Origin of the sequence: Novosphingobium sp. (assembly GCF_040079535.1) — a bacterium.
Lineage (GTDB): Bacteria > Pseudomonadota > Alphaproteobacteria > Sphingomonadales > Sphingomonadaceae > Novosphingobium.
The window spans coordinates 1-14,400 of sequence record NZ_JBEBKB010000032.1; the positions used below are offsets into that span (position 1 = coordinate 1).

Below are 14,400 nucleotides of genomic sequence, written 5' to 3' on the forward strand. Positions count from 1 at the left end.
TCGGGGCGGGGCTGTTCGTTGGCTCTTCCACCACGATTTCACAAGTTGGCCCTGCTGCGGTGGTATCCTTTGCGATTGCCGGGCTTGCGGTGATGCTGATGATGCGGATGATCTCGGAAATGGCATCATCGCTTGATGGGGTGCAGGCCTTTCCAGACTTTGCCCGGGCCGGGCTGGGCCATTGGGCCGGATACCTTTCAGGCTGGCTCTACTGGTATTTCTGGGCCGTGGTGGTCGCGGTAGAGGCTGTGGCCGGGGCCAAGATTATCCATCAGTGGTATCCGGTGTTTGCGGAATGGCAGATCGGCGTAGGGCTGATGCTGGCGTTGACCGCGGTCAATCTGCTTTCCACCCGCACTTTTGGCGAATTTGAATTCTGGTTTTCGCTGATCAAGGTTGCTGCGATTGGGGCCTTTATCCTGCTGGCCGGGGCGTTTGTTGTGGGGCTAACCAATGCTGCCGGGGCCAGCGTGGCAAATTGGACCCAGCATGGCGGGTTTGCTCCAAACGGCTGGGGGCTGGTTCTGGCGGCGATCTCGTCGACCATTTTCACCATGTGCGGGGCAGAGATCGCAACAATCGCTGCGGCAGAAAGCAACGCCAGTTCAAAAGTGATCGCGCGGCTTTCGCTTTCGGTTTCGGTGCGCATTCTGGTGTTCTATGTTATCTCGCTTGGGCTGATCGTGGCGATTTTGCCATGGAACGGGGTGGTCGCGGGCTATTCACCGTTCGCCGCCACGCTTGAGGCGATCCAAATCCCCTACGGCAAGGAAATGATGACTGCGCTGGTGTTGGTTGCGGTGCTTTCGTGCCTCAATTCCAGCCTCTATATCACATCGCGGACTCTGTTTGGTCTGGCGCGGCACGGTGATGCTCCGCAGTGGCTGGTGTCGGTCAATTCCCGCAAGGTTCCGGCCCGCGCAATCGTGGCTGCTAGCCTGTTCAGTTACGGCGCCTATGCGGCAGAGCGGCTTGCCCCAAACACTGTGTTCAGCTTTCTGATCAATTCATCCGGGGCGACGATGCTGCTGCTCTACATCCTGTGCGCTGCGGCACAGCTGCGGATCCGCCGCCAGCTTGAAGCCACCGCGCCCGAAAAGCTGACCATCCGGATGTGGCTGTTCCCCTGGCTAACCTGGGCCACCATCGCCGCGATGGGCGCCGTGCTGGTGTTCATGGCCCTAAGCCCGGCGCGCCAGGTTGAACTGTGGACCAGCGTGCTGGTGGCCGGGCTATTCCTGCTGGGCTTTGCCGCAATGAAAAAGGCCCGGGCGTAAACCCGGGCCTGTTCGCGCAGCCAAAGCTGTCAGTGTCAGTTCTTTTCCTGATCGACCAGCTTGTTCTTGCCGATCCATGGCATCATGGCGCGCAGCTGCGATCCGGTCTGTTCGATCGGATGCGCCTCTGCCGCTTTGCGGGCGGCCTTCAGCTCTGGCTGGCCGGCGCGGTTATCAAGCACGAAGTTCTTGACGAACCGACCTGATTGGATGTCCGCCAGCACGCGCTTCATCTCGGCCTTGGTTTCGGCGGTGATGATGCGCGGGCCGGTGGTGATATCGCCATATTCAGCCGTGTTGCTGATCGAATAGCGCATGTTGGCGATGCCGCCTTCATACAGCAGATCGACGATCAGCTTGGTTTCGTGGAGACATTCGAAATAGGCCATTTCGGGCGCGTAACCGGCCTCTACCAGCGTTTCGAACCCGGCCTGGATCAGGTGGGTGATCCCGCCGCACAGCACGGCCTGCTCACCGAACAGATCGGTTTCGCATTCTTCCTTGAAGTTGGTTTCGATGATCCCGCTGCGGCCGCCGCCAACACCGCTGGCATAGGCCAGCGCAACGTCGTGGGCATTGCCCGAAGCGTCCTGATGCACCGCGATCAGGCACGGCACGCCGCCGCCCTTCACATATTCGCCGCGCACGGTGTGGCCGGGGCCCTTGGGCGCGATCATGATCACGTCGATATCGGCGGGAACTTCGATCAAGCCGAAGTGGATGTTGAGCCCGTGGGCAAAGGCCAGTGCGGCGCCGGGGCGCAGGTTGCCGGCAATATCTTCAGCCCAGATTGCGGCCTGATGCTCATCGGGGGCGAGGATCATCAGCACGTCGGCCCAGGCTGCCGCATCCTTGTTCGACATCACCTTGAACCCGGCAGCTTGCGCTTTCTTGGCGGTGGCCGAGCCTTCGCGCAGCGCAATCGCCACGTCCTTCACGCCGCTGTCACGCAGGTTCTGCGCGTGGGCATGGCCCTGGCTGCCATAGCCGACGATGGCAATTTTCTTGCCCGTGACCAGATTCAGATCGGCATCGGCGTCGTAGTAAACTTTCATTTGTCAGTCCCTTGTCTTCCAAAGCTCAACCAGATTCAGTTGGTTTCGCGCTTGATTTTGGTCATCGGCTTGCCTTTGGCGAGCTCGTCAATCAGCTTGTCGAGGTAACGCACCTCGCGCATGATCTCTTCTTCAATCTCTTCGATCCGCACTCCGCAGATCACCCCTTTGATAAGGCTGCGGGTTGGGTTCATCGCTGGCGCTTTTGCAAAGAAAGTCTCGAAGTCGGTTCGCTGTTCGATCACTTCCAGCAGCTGTGACTGGCTGTATCCGGTCAACCAGCGGACGAGTTCATCGACATCGGATTGTTGACGTCCTTTGCGTTCAGCCTTTGTCACATAGTGCGGATAAACACTGGCAAAGCTGGTGGTATAGATCCGGTGTTTGGCCATTCTAAGCCGCCTCCGCCCCGCGCATCATTCCGACAACGCCGGTACGGCCAACTTCGACCAGTCCCAATTCGCGCATCAGGCCAACGAAGCGGTCGATCTTGTCCGGCGCGCCGGTCAGTTCGAACACGAAGCTTGATGTGGTGGTATCGATAACCGAGGCGCGGAACACTTCGGCCAGCCGCAGCGCTTCCACCCGGGCATCGCCAGTGCCTGCAACCTTGACCAGCGCGAGTTCGCGCTCAACGTGGTCGCCCATTTCGGTCAGGTCGATTACTTTGTGCACCGGCACCAGACGTTCCAGCTGGGCATGGATCTGGTCAATCACCGCGGGCGGCCCGTGGGTGACGATGGTGATCCGGCTGACCGCGTGGTTTTCGGTAATGTCGGCCACGGTCAGGCTGTCGATGTTATACCCGCGCGCGGTGAACAGGCCGGCGATCTTGGCCAGGATGCCAGCCTCGTTATCGACGAGCACGGTCAGAACGTGGCGTTCCGAAGCTTCTTGCTTGATTTTCATCATGGTCCTTACACCAGCGCCTTGGCTTCATCGTCCATCGTGCCGGCCACCTGATCGCCATACAGGATCATGTCGGTGTGGGCCGCGCCCGATGGGATCATCGGATAGCAATTGGCTTCCTTGGCCACCAGGCAATCGACGATCACCGGGCCGGGATGATCGATCATCGCCTGGATGCCGGCATCAAGCTGGCTTTCATCTTCGATCCGGATGCCTTTCCAGCCGTAAGCTTCGGCCAGCTTCACAAAGTCAGGCAGGCTATCGGAATAGCTTTCCGAATAGCGGCTTTCATAGGTCAGTTCCTGCCACTGGCGGACCATCCCCATCCATTCATTGTTGAGGATGAACACCTTCACCGGCAGCCGATATTGCGTGGCGGTGCCCAGTTCCTGGATGTTCATCTGGATCGAGGCATCGCCGGCGATGTCGATCACCAGGCTATCCGGATTGCCAAGTTGTGCGCCGATCGCGGCAGGCAGGCCATAGCCCATCGTGCCAAGCCCGCCCGAGGTGAGCCACTTGTGCGGGGCGAAGAACGGAAAGTATTGCGCCGCCCACATCTGGTGCTGGCCAACTTCGGTTGCAATCACGGTATCGCGGCCCTTGGATAGCGCGAACAGCCGCTCTACTGCCAATTGCGGCATGATCGCATCTGCCCGCGCCGGGTAGGCAAGGCTTTTGCGGGCCCGCCAGCCATCGATCCGGGCTTTCCATTCGGTCAGATCCTGCGCCTTGCGGGCGGCCCAGGCGGCAATCAGCTGTTCCAGCACGGCAGCGCAATCGCCCAGGATCGGCAGATCGACCGGGACCGTCTTGTTGAACGAGCTGCGATCGATATCGATGTGGATCTTGGTTGAATTGGGCGAAAATGCATCCAGCCGGCCCGTTACCCGGTCATCAAACCGGGCGCCGATGCAGACGATCAGATCGGCCCGGTTCATCGCCATATTGGCTTCAAACGTGCCGTGCATACCCAGCATGCCCAGCCAATCGGCATGATCGGCCGGAAACGCGCCAAGGCCCATCAGGGTGGACGTAACCGGCGCGCCGGTCAGCGTCTGCAACTGGCGCAGCAATTGCGTGGCCTGCGGGCCGGAATTGATTACGCCGCCGCCGGTGTAGAATATCGGCGCCTTGGCATTTGCCAGCAATTCGATTGCCTTGGCGATATCGCGTTCGCTCGCGGTGCGGGGCGGGTTATAGCGGATCTTGCGCTGCGGGGCTGCATCTTCCCATTTGGCGACCGCTACCTGCACGTCTTTGGGAATGTCGATCACCACCGGGCCAGGCCGGCCGGTGGTGGCAATCTGAAAGGCCTCGTCGATGATTGCCGCCAGTTCAGCCGGGTCTTTCACCAGATAGTTGTGCTTGGTGCAGTGGCGGGTAATCCCGATCGTATCGGCTTCCTGAAACGCATCCGATCCGATCAAAGGGGTGGCAACCTGCCCGGTGATCACCACCAATGGGATTGAATCCATAAAGGCATCGGCAATCCCGGTAACCGCATTGGTTGCACCGGGACCGGAAGTGACCAGGACCACGCCGGGCTTGCCAGTAGAGCGTGCATAACCTTCCGCAGCATGGGCCGCGCCGGCTTCATGGCGAACCAGGATGTGTTTGATGCGCCCGTCGCCAAACAGGGCATCATAGATCGGCAGCACCGCACCGCCGGGATAACCGAACACGAATTCGACCCCCTGACGAACCAGGCTTTCAACCAGGATAGAGGCGCCGCTGCGCTCTTCGCTCACGTCACAATACCTTTCAGTTCAGCCGCAACGGGCAAATGTCACCCAAAATGGACCAACCCGGCACAGGGGCCTGCGCCGGGCTTCATCTCCAGTTCGGAAAGCTCTGGCAAGAGCGGATATGCCGGGTGCCTCTATGTATCATGAAATGTCATGTCAAGCGTTAATCACGCAATAAAGATACAAAAATATCTTTCTCATTGTAATCTTTCTCTGCGATCCGCAGCCAGTCGGACGGCGGCTGGTTGCGCATCCAGGTGAACTGCCGCTTGGCGTAATTGCGGGTGGCTTGTGCGCCTTGGGCGGCGGCCTGCGCAATTGAGCATTCCTGGCGCAAGCAGGCCGCCAGTTCGGGCACACCGATGGCCCGCATAACCGGCATCGCCGGGTCCAGCTGACGCGCCAAAAGCCGCTCAACCTCAGCAATCGCTCCGTGCTCTAGCATCAGATCAAATCGCCGGTTGCAGCGCCCATAAAGCCATTGGCGGTCTGGCAGGAGGATCGCGGGATGCAGCGCCACAGCCGCACTTATGCCGCCGATCCGCTGCGCCTGCCATTCACCCAGTCCGCGCCCGGTAGAACGCACCACTTCAAGCGCGCGGCAGATCCGGGCTGTGTCGTTGGCTGAAAGCACCCCAGCGCGGTCCGGGTCTTCGTGCTGCAGCGCAGCCCAGGCCTGCGCCAGGGGCAGGGCGCGCACGGCATCGCGCACCGCCGGATCAATCGGCGGAACTGGAGCAATCCCATCCAGCAGAGTGCTGATATAAAGCCCGGTTCCGCCAACCAGTACCGGCACTGCGCCGCGCGCCTGAACTTCGGCGATGACCAGGCGGGCCGCACTGGCCCAATCGGCCGCTGAACAGCTTTGCGCGCCGTCCCATGTTCCAAACAGGCGGTGCTCGATCCCTTGCATCTCATCCGGGGAAGGGCGAGCGCTTAGCACTGACAGATCGGCATAGACCTGCGCGCTATCGGCATTGATGACCACCGCCTCACGCCCGCGCGCTTTCAGCGCAAGTGCAAGCCGGACTGCCAGATCGCTCTTGCCGCTGGCGGTTGGCCCTGCAATGAGCGCCAGCGGCGGCAGTTTGGCCGAGTCAGGGGAATGCGAAGTGCTCATTGCGCGGGTGATAGCAGATCAGGCGGCGCTGTCCGCTCATTGTGATGCGGCGGTTCACGCGATTGAGGCATCGGGCGCAAAAGTGCTGGGGGCCGATCCGCTGGCGAGTGATGATGGCGTGATGCAGATGATGATCGATCACGGCGAAGCGGCAGTGCTGCGCGGCGTGATTGATCGGCACTTCAGTCCTTCGGATTTGCTGATTACCGACCATCTGCCGCAAGTGCCAAAAGTGTTCGTATCTGACATGGATTCCACCATGATCGGTCAGGAATGTATCGACGAGTTGGCTGACTTTGCCGGGATCAAGGACCAGATTGCCGCGATCACCGAACGCGCGATGCAGGGAGAGCTGGACTTTGCCGATGCGCTGGCAGAGCGGGTTCGGTTGCTGGGCGGGCTGGGCGAAGAGGCCATCCAGCAATGTCTGGATGAACGGATCCGCGATATGCCAGGGGCTGCAACCTTGGTTGCGACGCTTAGGGCGCATGGCTGCGCGACGGTGCTGGTAACCGGGGGCTTTCACCAGTTCGCCGATCCGGTGGCGCAGCGCCTTGGGTTTCAGCGTGTGGTTGGCAATCGCCTGGCCACGGCGCAGGGCAAGCTGACCGGCGGGCTTGTGGGCGATGTGGTCGATAGTGCGGTCAAGGCGCGGGTGCTGCGCGAATGTGCCGCGGCGGCCGATGGCGCGCACAGTCTGGCAACAGGCGATGGCGCCAACGATATCCCGATGCTGGAAGCGGCAGATTACGGCCTCGCCTATTACGCCAAGGCCAAGGCACGGGCCGCCGCCAACGGCGCCATCGACCATGGCGATCTGACCAGCGTTTTGCGCTTGCTGGGAATCGCCAGGGGAGAGTGGGCCTAACTCCGTCTGGTTTTGCGCCAGGCCGCGATCCGAATCGCCAGCGCCAGCAGGCACAGCGATACGCCATAAATTGCCTCGGGCCGGGTCTTGGCGGTCATCAAGCGCCCGGCATAGGCGGCGGTGAAGATGAACCAGACATAGTGGATGCCAAATGTGTGCAGCCGCTTCCAGTTCTTGCCCAGCACCCGCATGGCGGCATCACTAGACGTCAAGGCCATCAGGAAGATCAGCAAATAGGCAATGCCGCCGGGGATCAGCGATCCGATTGTGCGCACTTCTCCGCTGGCTTCCAGCGCCTTGATCAAGGCATAAAGGTGGACAGTGTGGCAGGCGGCAAAGCCAAGCCCCCACCAGCGCCGATTGCGCCAGATCGTGCGGGTGATCTCTCCCGGCCAGATCCGCCCCAGCGCTGAAGCGGCATAGGTCAGCAGAAAGATCGGCAGCCCGATTCGCGCCGTCCAGCGCGCGGCGCGGCCCCAGGCGTCAGCTTCGCCAGAACCGGTTTCCAGCCCCAGATAGATCGCGCCAAGCCCGGCTATCAGACCCAGCAACAGTGGCCAACGTTGCAGCATTTGCGCTACTCCTCCCCCGGTTTTGCGTTTGGTTGGGTAGGGGTAGTGCGGCCCGAAAGCCATCACAAACGAAGGTATTGACACTTTTGTAAGTAAGTCGCATTAACAGCCTTGCTATGAACATGATGACAGCCCCGCTCGAAGCCCGGCCCTCTCAGCGCCAGGACCATGTCGATTTTGCCGCAGCCGATCTGCCGATGATGCTGCCCGGCCGCCCCAAGGCGCGCTATGACCTGCCTAAGGCGTGGCGACACTTCAAGGAACTGGTCAAGGACAAGGAAGATACCTCGCAGGTAACGCCGATCTTTGAAGCGCTGCCGTGGCGCGGAATCTACGATGCGGCGCTGGGCTTTCTGAACACGGATCGCGCGCAGGAAATCCGCCGCAAGGAACCTTCGCTGGTCAAGATCCTCGACGATCATGCTGCGCTGCGCAAAATGCCTGCGGGCAGCCTGGCCCAGGTCTATTGCGATTTCATGGAGCGTGAAGGCCTGTCCGCATGCGGCCTGGTCGATGAACTCGACAAGAACCGGCCGGCTGAAATGTATTGGGACGATCAAGTTACCTGGTACTTCAACCGGATGCGCGATACCCACGATCTGATGCACATCCTCAGCGGTTTCGGGCGCGATGCGCTGGGCGAACAATGCGTGCTGGCCTTCACCTACAGCCAGCAGCCTTCACCTGCACACCTGTTTCTGGGCTATGCCGGGGCGGTTGAAATTGCCAAGCGGGCAACGGTCAAGGTGCCGGTGTTCCGCGCGGTGCGGGAGGCGCAAAAGATGGGCAAGGCTTGCCCGCGGCTGGTTGAAATGTCGATTACAGAGCTGCTGGCGATGCCGATCGAAGAGGTTCGCGCCAAGCTGAACATCAAGCCGCCCAGCTATTACAATCGGGCCCATGCCAGATGGCGCGCGGCCGGGATCGATCCGTATGATCTGATGCCGCCGGTTAAAGTGGCGGCTTGAACCTCCGAGATCCTCCCCATTTTTGGCGAATGCCACAAATGGGGAGGTGGATGGGCCGTCAGGCCCAGACGGAGGGGCAATGGCGCGAGGGCAGAAACCCCTCCGTCATTTGCTGCGCAAATGCCACCTCCCCATTTGCGCTAAAGCGAAAATGGGGAGGATCTAGGCTCATCGCAGTTCCTTGCGGATCACCAGCTTCAGGCCAGACCAGACATCGTCCACCGCGCAGACCTTGGTATCTACCAGGCCCAGCGGCAGGCACAGTTCGCGGATGGTGTCTTCGGTGATGTCGGTGGGAACTTTCGAAGCCTGTTTGGGCCAGCTGACCCAGATCTGACCGTCGCTGGCGATTTGCTGGCGCAGTGATTTCAGCCGCGTTTCCAGCACGCTGCGCTCGGTTGAAAATACATGCGCGCCGTCCACGCCCTCGGCCGGATCGCCCACAAATATCAGATCCAGCGCATATTCGGCGATCTCGTCGAACACGTCCTCGGGCATGCCATCAAACCAAACCCGCATGCCGTCACGCAGTGAGAGCTTCTTGGCGAGCGGGGTTCCGGAATAGCCTGTGGTCAACCCCCGCGCTTGCCCTTGTGATCGCTGATCAATCCATCAAGTGCAGCGATCCTGGTGCGTTCGGGCGTGCCAATTGCCAGGCCTTTAAGCCGGCAGGTTGCCCACAGCTGCTTGCGTTCGCTTTCCAGCGCCTTGAGGTAGAGATCGGCCATCAGGTTTCCATCCAGTCGCGGAAGAAGGCTTCATTGGCTTGGCGCAATTGGTCCAAGGTTACGCTTTGCTGCTGGTCGCCCTCGATCCATTTGAAGGTGCAGGCATCACCGCCAGTCTGGCCGACCGGAACAGTAATCAGGCCCGCGGCGTCAGCCTTGGCCTTGATCGCCAGAAAATCCTGGCAGGTGACAACATAGCGCCCCTGATCTTCGCCAAAATACAGGCCAGCGAGCGGCGGAAGGTTGGGGGCGATCTGGCTGGTAAAGCCGATGCTTCCGGCAAGTGCCATTTCCGCCATCGTCACCGCCACACCGCCATCGGCGCAATCGTGCACTGCGCTGACAGCCCCTTCGGCAATGAGGCTGCGGATCAGCTCGCCAGCCGCCCGCTCCTTGATCAAATCGACCTCCGGTGGAGTGCCGCCTTCATGGCCATGCAGTTCGCGAAGCCATAGCGATTGGCCAAGGTGGCCTGATGAATGGCATATCAGCACGATCAGTTCGCCTCCATTCTTGAAGGCGATCGTCGCCATTGCCTCATGATCGTCCATCATGCCCACGCCGCCAATCGCGGGCGTCGGTAAAATCGCGCTGCCGCCGCCGGTCGCCTTGCTCTCATTATACAGCGACACGTTCCCGCTCACGATCGGGTAATCCAACGCCCGGCAGGCATCGCCCATACCGCGCAAGGCCTCGACGATCTGGGCCATGATCTCTGGCCGCTGGGGGTTGGCGAAGTTGAGGCAATTGGTGATTGCCAACGGCTTGGCGCCCACTGCTGATAAATTGCGATAAGTTTCTGCCACCGCCTGCTTGCCGCCTTCATAGGGATCGGCATAGCAATAACGCGGGGTGCAATCGGTGCTGATTGCCAGCGCCTTCTTGTGCCCGTGGATCCGCACAACTGCCGCATCGCCGCCGCTCTTTTGCAGCGTATCTGCGCCAACCTGGCTGTCGTACTGCTCCCAGATCCAGCGCCGACTGGCCAGATCGGGGCAGGCCATCAGCTTGAGCAGATCGGCGGCCAAATCGGTGCTTTCGGGCACATCACCCAGCGGTGCGACATTGGCCCAGACCTTGTAGTCTTCAAGGCTGAGCGCGGGCCGATCATACAGCGGGGCATCCTCCGCCAGCGGCCCCAGCGGGATATCGCAGACAGTCTCGCCCTGCCAGGTCAGCACCATGTGGCCCGTATCAGTCACTTCGCCGATCACCGCGAAATCGAGTTCCCACTTCTTGAAGATCGCCTCAGCCATCGGCTCCTTGCCGGGCTTGAGCACCATCAACATCCGTTCCTGGCTCTCGCTCAGCATCATTTCGTAAGGCGTCATGCCCTCTTCGCGGCACGGCACCTTGTCCATGTCGAGGATAATCCCGGCCTTGCCGTTGGTTGCCATTTCGACGCTGGAAGAGGTCAGCCCCGCCGCGCCCATATCCTGGATCGCGACTATTGCGTCGGTCGCCATCAGTTCAAGGCAGGCTTCGATCAGCAGCTTTTCAGTGAACGGATCGCCTACCTGCACGGTGGGGCGCTTGGCTTCGGAATCCTCACCGAAATCGGCGCTGGCCATGGTCGCGCCGTGGATCCCGTCGCGCCCGGTCTTGCTGCCGACATAGACGATCGGATTGCCGATCCCGGTTGCGGCCGAGTAGAAAATCTTGTCCTGATCGGCCACACCCACGGTCATCGCGTTGACTAGGATGTTGCCATCGTAAGCTTTGTGGAAATTGGTTTCGCCGCCCACAGTGGGCACGCCGACACAGTTTCCATAACCGCCGATCCCGGCAACCACGCCCTTTACCAGGCTCTTCATCTTGGGATGCTTGGGATCGCCAAAGCGCAGCGCGTTCATATTGGCAATCGGCCGCGCGCCCATGGTGAACACATCGCGCAGGATCCCGCCCACACCAGTTGCCGCGCCTTGATAGGGTTCGATGTAGCTGGGGTGGTTATGGCTCTCCATCTTGAAGATCGCGGCTTGACCATCGCCGATGTCGATTACACCGGCATTTTCGCCCGGTCCGCAGATTACCCACGGGGCTTCTGTGGGCAGCTTCTTAAGGTGGAGGCGGCTTGATTTGTAACTGCAATGCTCTGACCACATCACCGAAAATATGCCCAGTTCAACCAGGTTCGGTTCGCGCCCCAGGGCGTGCAACACGCGGGCATATTCGTCCTCGGACAGCCCGTGCTGGGCAACGACGTCTGCGGTGATCGCGCTAGAAGTTTCTGGCATGGCCGCGCGCATAGCCGGGCAGAGGGATTCGCACTAGCCTGCGCGCTGGGTTTTCCGCGCGCTTTTCCCCATCCACCATGCAGCCCAGGTGGAAAGCGCAAAGGCAACAAACGCCAGCAGGCTGGTGCCGATGGTCACTTCGGCCTCAACCGGGCCAAACCAGTTCACCGCCTGCAACACCAGCAGGATCGCGCCAAGCACATAGACCCGGCCGATTGCTGGCCGGCGCTTGCGTGTATAAAACCACAGCGCGCCAAAGGTGATGCCCAGTTCCAACGGTATTTCGACCCATGGATAGTTCCACAGACCCAGCCCCAGCTTGGGCGGCGATCCGGTAATTGTCAGATCGGGCACATGGACCAGCAGATCAAGCAGCCAGTGTGAGACGACCACTGCGGCGGCAAAAACCCCAGAGCTGCGATCTTTGGTCAGCCACCAGACCAGCCCGAAGTACGCCAACGCAAAGCCCAGCGTCCCCTTCAGGCTGTGGGTTGCGGGCATATCATAGAGATCCAGCGGGTTCATCGCCGAGATACCTGGCGTGATCCGCATATTTTCCCAGCCCAGCATCAAAAAGCCGAAAAAAAGCCAGTCAACCAGCTGGGCAGCAATGAACAGGGTCGCCAGGCCCGGCGACTTGCGCGTTGCACTTACTGCAAGTGCCGGGGCCCAGTGACCGATGAACATCCTAGCCCAATCCGCCTGCGGCTTTGCCGATCTGTTCCAGCAAGCCCAGCTTGGTCAGCGAAAGCACAGCTAGCCCTGCGGCAAGTGCGCTGGCAAGTGTTCCCCAGGCCAGGTCAATCAGGGTAATTTCGATCGGCCAGCGCTTAAGCGTTGCCATGTTGGTCAGATCATAGGCGGCATAGGCGGTCAGCCCGATCCCGGCGGCCAGCCCCATTGCCAGGGGAACGCCTTTCAAGCTGCCACCGACATTGGCCGCAAGGCCCGGCGCAACCGCAAAAAAGGTCAAGGCTGCGATATAGATGATGTAGAATGCAACTGCCGGACCAACCCGGAACTTGTCAGCCAGCAGATCGCCCAGCGCCGGACGATACAGCGCCGGGCCGGCAAAACGCAGCCAAACCGCATCAAGCGCACCAAAGAACAATGCCGTTGCAATGTAGGCAAGAAACCATTTGAGGATCATGAAAACTCCTGTGTGCGGCCCCCTGCCGCTTGCGCTCTAACTTGACCGCTGCGCCGCGCGCGGTCAATGCTTGTATCATGAGCGAAACCGAAACCGATATTGCCGCGCTGAATTTTGAAGACGCTTTACGAGCGCTGGAGGAAATCGTGCGCAGCCTGGAAAGCGGCGAAGTGCCGCTGGATGCCACGATCGGCCTGTATGAACGCGGCGACAAGCTGCGCGCCCATTGCCAGGCGCGGCTTGATGCAGCGCAAATGCGGATCGAAAAGATTGTGGCTGGCCCATCTGGCGAGGCCGCCGGCACCGCCCCGTTCGACGCCTGACGATGGCCGGGCCCACCGCGTTGCTGTCCGAATCGCTTGATGCAATTGCCCGCGATATCGATTCGCTGTTCGATGCCCTGTTGCCGCCGGCTGAGGCGGGACTGTTGGCTGGGGCGATGCGCCATGCCGCGATTGGTGGAGGCAAGCGATTGCGGCCACTGCTGCTAGGCGCGACTGCGGCGATGTTTGGGGTCAATCGCACCCAGGCCCTGCGGGCCGGAGTGGCGATCGAAGCGGTCCATGCCTATTCGCTGGTCCATGATGATCTGCCGTGCATGGATGATGATGCCTTGCGCCACGGCAAGCCAACGGTTCACAAAGCCTTTGGCGAAGCGATGGCCGTGCTGGTTGGTGATGCCTTGCAGGCCTTTGCGTTTGAAGTGCTGTCTGATCAGGCCACCAGCGGTGATCCGTTTGTGCGCGCGGAACTGGTCGCGGTGCTGGCCAGGGCCGCCGGTGCAGGGGGCATGGTTGGCGGGCAGGCGCTGGATATCGCGGCCGAAGGGGCGATGCTGGATTTGCGGGCGATTACCCGGCTGCAACAGCTTAAGACCGGCGCTTTGCTGGGGGCCGCGGTGGAAATGGGCGCGGTGTTGGGCAAGGTTCCCCCAGAGGGGCGCACCCATCTGCGCGGATTTGCCCGCGATATCGGCCTGGCATTCCAGATTGCTGACGATCTGCTCGACGCGCAAGGCGATGAAGCCAAGGCCGGCAAGGCACTGCGCAAGGATGCAGGGGCCGGCAAGGCTACATTCGTTGGCCTGATGGGCGCAGAGCGCGCCCGCGAACAGGCCCAGATGCTGACCAGCCAGGCGGTTGCGCACCTTTCCAGTCATGGGCAGGAAGCCGATGTGCTGCGCGAACTGGCGCGCTATATTGTTGAGAGGGATCATTGATGAAACGTATCGGCGTCTATCCCGGAACCTTCGATCCGATCACGCTTGGCCACATGGACATTATTGAGCGCGGGGCAAAGCTGGTGGACGAGCTGATTATTGGCGTAACCACCAATATCGCCAAAAGCCCGATGTTTGGTGATGATGAACGGATCGCGATGGTCAAGCGCGAGGTGGCGGCCGTCGGCAATGCAAAAATTCGTGTTGTCGGGTTCAATTCGCTGCTGATGGATTTTGCCGATGCGCAGAATGCCCAGGTGGTGATCCGCGGGATCCGCGGCGTGACCGATTTTGAATACGAATATCAGCTGACCGGCATGAACCGCCAACTCAACCACGATGTTGAAACGGTGTTCCTGATGGCTGATGTGTCGCTGCAGCCAATCGCATCGCGGCTGGTCAAGGAGATCGCGCTTTATGGCGGCGAAATTTCCAAATTCGTCAGCTCTGCGGTGCGCGATGATGTAGTGGCGCGCATTGCCGAACAACGCTGAACAACGAATATTGCTGGTCCGTTCATTGCTATGTCAGGCAGGCACAGCTATTCCG

At 60.6% G+C, this 14,400-nt stretch carries 17 protein-coding genes; 6 read left to right on the forward strand and 11 right to left on the reverse strand.

Features of this window, described 5'->3' with window-relative positions; all coding sequences use genetic code 11:
• A partial coding sequence (locus ABL914_RS10290) for an amino acid permease (protein WP_391563093.1) occupies positions 1-1,277 on the forward strand: 1,277 nt, incomplete at its 5' end.
• A gap of 35 nt (positions 1,278-1,312) precedes the next feature.
• Here the strand turns inward: ABL914_RS10290 and ilvC are convergent.
• The 5 genes from ilvC to miaA all read right to left on the reverse strand — a co-directional run bounded on the left by ilvC (position 1,313) and on the right by miaA (position 6,109).
• Positions 1,313-2,332: a ketol-acid reductoisomerase gene (gene ilvC, locus ABL914_RS10295; RefSeq protein WP_391563094.1), complete on the reverse strand. Its 1,020-nt coding sequence runs from the start codon at positions 2,330-2,332 to the stop codon at positions 1,313-1,315.
• Between the two features lie 35 nt (positions 2,333-2,367).
• The gene (locus tag ABL914_RS10300; RefSeq protein ID WP_391563095.1) at positions 2,368-2,724 is read right to left on the reverse strand and encodes a DUF2200 domain-containing protein; all 357 of its coding nucleotides are present in this window, start codon (positions 2,722-2,724) and stop codon (positions 2,368-2,370) included.
• Between the two features lies 1 nt (position 2,725).
• Entirely contained in the window at positions 2,726-3,241 is a 516-nt protein-coding gene (gene ilvN, locus ABL914_RS10305) for an acetolactate synthase small subunit (RefSeq protein WP_391563096.1), read from the reverse strand.
• Positions 3,242-3,249: 8 nt separating this feature from the next.
• The gene (gene ilvB / locus ABL914_RS10310; protein WP_391563097.1) at positions 3,250-4,992 is read right to left on the reverse strand and encodes a biosynthetic-type acetolactate synthase large subunit; all 1,743 of its coding nucleotides are present in this window, start codon (positions 4,990-4,992) and stop codon (positions 3,250-3,252) included.
• Between the two features lie 160 nt (positions 4,993-5,152).
• On the reverse strand, positions 5,153-6,109 hold the full coding sequence (miaA, locus tag ABL914_RS10315; RefSeq protein ID WP_391563098.1) for a tRNA (adenosine(37)-N6)-dimethylallyltransferase MiaA: 957 nt from the start codon (positions 6,107-6,109) through the stop codon (positions 5,153-5,155).
• Here miaA and serB point away from each other — a divergent pair.
• Positions 6,102-6,977, forward strand: a complete 876-nt coding sequence (serB, locus tag ABL914_RS10320; protein WP_391563099.1) for a phosphoserine phosphatase SerB — start codon at positions 6,102-6,104, stop codon at positions 6,975-6,977. The two genes, miaA and serB, sit on opposite strands and share 8 nt — an antisense overlap.
• Here serB and ABL914_RS10325 read toward each other — a convergent pair.
• Complete coding sequence (locus ABL914_RS10325) at positions 6,974-7,549, reverse strand: hypothetical protein (RefSeq protein ID WP_391563100.1); 576 nt, start codon at positions 7,547-7,549, stop codon at positions 6,974-6,976. The genes serB and ABL914_RS10325 overlap by 4 nt on opposite strands.
• A gap of 122 nt (positions 7,550-7,671) precedes the next feature.
• Here ABL914_RS10325 and ABL914_RS10330 point away from each other — a divergent pair, with 122 nt between their 5' ends.
• Positions 7,672-8,517 carry a Coq4 family protein gene (locus tag ABL914_RS10330; RefSeq protein ID WP_391563101.1) on the forward strand — a complete coding sequence of 282 codons (846 nt, stop codon included), beginning with the start codon at positions 7,672-7,674 and terminating at the stop codon, positions 8,515-8,517.
• A 168-nt stretch (positions 8,518-8,685) separates the two neighbouring features.
• Here ABL914_RS10330 and ABL914_RS10335 read toward each other — a convergent pair whose 3' ends face one another.
• From ABL914_RS10335 to ABL914_RS10355, 5 genes are read right to left on the reverse strand one after another with little or no spacing between them, the layout of a single operon-like run.
• Complete coding sequence (locus ABL914_RS10335; RefSeq protein WP_391563102.1) at positions 8,686-9,093, reverse strand: DUF3052 family protein; 408 nt, start codon at positions 9,091-9,093, stop codon at positions 8,686-8,688.
• Positions 9,090-9,245, reverse strand: coding sequence for a hypothetical protein (locus tag ABL914_RS10340; RefSeq protein ID WP_391563103.1), 156 nt, complete (start codon positions 9,243-9,245; stop codon positions 9,090-9,092). The genes ABL914_RS10335 and ABL914_RS10340 overlap by 4 nt, the downstream gene beginning before the upstream one ends.
• On the reverse strand, positions 9,245-11,482 hold the full coding sequence (gene purL / locus ABL914_RS10345) for a phosphoribosylformylglycinamidine synthase subunit PurL (protein WP_391563104.1): 2,238 nt from the start codon (positions 11,480-11,482) through the stop codon (positions 9,245-9,247). The genes ABL914_RS10340 and purL overlap by 1 nt, the downstream gene beginning before the upstream one ends.
• Before the next feature lie 33 nt (positions 11,483-11,515).
• Positions 11,516-12,169 carry a hypothetical protein gene (locus ABL914_RS10350; protein ID WP_391563105.1) on the reverse strand — a complete coding sequence of 218 codons (654 nt, stop codon included), beginning with the start codon at positions 12,167-12,169 and terminating at the stop codon, positions 11,516-11,518.
• A 1-nt stretch (position 12,170) separates the two neighbouring features.
• Positions 12,171-12,632: a DUF2177 family protein gene (locus tag ABL914_RS10355; RefSeq protein ID WP_391563106.1), complete on the reverse strand. Its 462-nt coding sequence runs from the start codon at positions 12,630-12,632 to the stop codon at positions 12,171-12,173.
• A gap of 77 nt (positions 12,633-12,709) precedes the next feature.
• Between ABL914_RS10355 and ABL914_RS10360 the strand changes: the two genes are divergently transcribed.
• Genes ABL914_RS10360 through coaD form a run of 3 tightly spaced genes read left to right on the forward strand, consistent with a single transcriptional unit; the run spans position 12,710 to position 14,345 of the window.
• Positions 12,710-12,955, forward strand: a complete 246-nt coding sequence (locus tag ABL914_RS10360) for an exodeoxyribonuclease VII small subunit (protein ID WP_391563107.1) — start codon at positions 12,710-12,712, stop codon at positions 12,953-12,955.
• 2 nt (positions 12,956-12,957) lie between these two features.
• Positions 12,958-13,851 (forward strand): polyprenyl synthetase family protein, encoded by an 894-nt coding sequence (locus ABL914_RS10365; RefSeq protein WP_391563108.1) that lies wholly within the window; start codon positions 12,958-12,960, stop codon positions 13,849-13,851.
• The gene (gene coaD, locus ABL914_RS10370) at positions 13,851-14,345 is read left to right on the forward strand and encodes a pantetheine-phosphate adenylyltransferase (RefSeq protein ID WP_391563109.1); all 495 of its coding nucleotides are present in this window, start codon (positions 13,851-13,853) and stop codon (positions 14,343-14,345) included. The genes ABL914_RS10365 and coaD overlap by 1 nt, the downstream gene beginning before the upstream one ends.
• The last annotated feature ends 55 nt before the right edge of the window (positions 14,346-14,400 follow it).

Excerpts from the sequence above, each read along its gene's own strand:
- ilvC (WP_391563094.1), bottom strand. The coding sequence starts at position 2,332 with ATGAAAGTTTACTACGACGCCGATGCCGATCTGAATCTGGTCACGGGC.
- ABL914_RS10300 (WP_391563095.1), bottom strand. The coding sequence starts at position 2,724 with ATGGCCAAACACCGGATCTATACCACCAGCTTTGCCAGTGTTTATCCG.
- ilvN (WP_391563096.1), bottom strand. The coding sequence starts at position 3,241 with ATGAAAATCAAGCAAGAAGCTTCGGAACGCCACGTTCTGACCGTGCTC.
- miaA (WP_391563098.1), bottom strand. The coding sequence starts at position 6,109 with ATGAGCACTTCGCATTCCCCTGACTCGGCCAAACTGCCGCCGCTGGCG.
- ABL914_RS10325 (WP_391563100.1), bottom strand. The coding sequence starts at position 7,549 with ATGCTGCAACGTTGGCCACTGTTGCTGGGTCTGATAGCCGGGCTTGGC.
- ABL914_RS10330 (WP_391563101.1), top strand. The coding sequence starts at position 7,672 with ATGATGACAGCCCCGCTCGAAGCCCGGCCCTCTCAGCGCCAGGACCAT.
- ABL914_RS10340 (WP_391563103.1), bottom strand. The coding sequence starts at position 9,245 with ATGGCCGATCTCTACCTCAAGGCGCTGGAAAGCGAACGCAAGCAGCTG.
- purL (WP_391563104.1), bottom strand. The coding sequence starts at position 11,482 with ATGCCAGAAACTTCTAGCGCGATCACCGCAGACGTCGTTGCCCAGCAC.
- ABL914_RS10350 (WP_391563105.1), bottom strand. The coding sequence starts at position 12,169 with ATGTTCATCGGTCACTGGGCCCCGGCACTTGCAGTAAGTGCAACGCGC.
- ABL914_RS10355 (WP_391563106.1), bottom strand. The coding sequence starts at position 12,632 with ATGATCCTCAAATGGTTTCTTGCCTACATTGCAACGGCATTGTTCTTT.
- ABL914_RS10360 (WP_391563107.1), top strand. The coding sequence starts at position 12,710 with ATGAGCGAAACCGAAACCGATATTGCCGCGCTGAATTTTGAAGACGCT.
- ABL914_RS10365 (WP_391563108.1), top strand. The coding sequence starts at position 12,958 with ATGGCCGGGCCCACCGCGTTGCTGTCCGAATCGCTTGATGCAATTGCC.
- coaD (WP_391563109.1), top strand. The coding sequence starts at position 13,851 with ATGAAACGTATCGGCGTCTATCCCGGAACCTTCGATCCGATCACGCTT.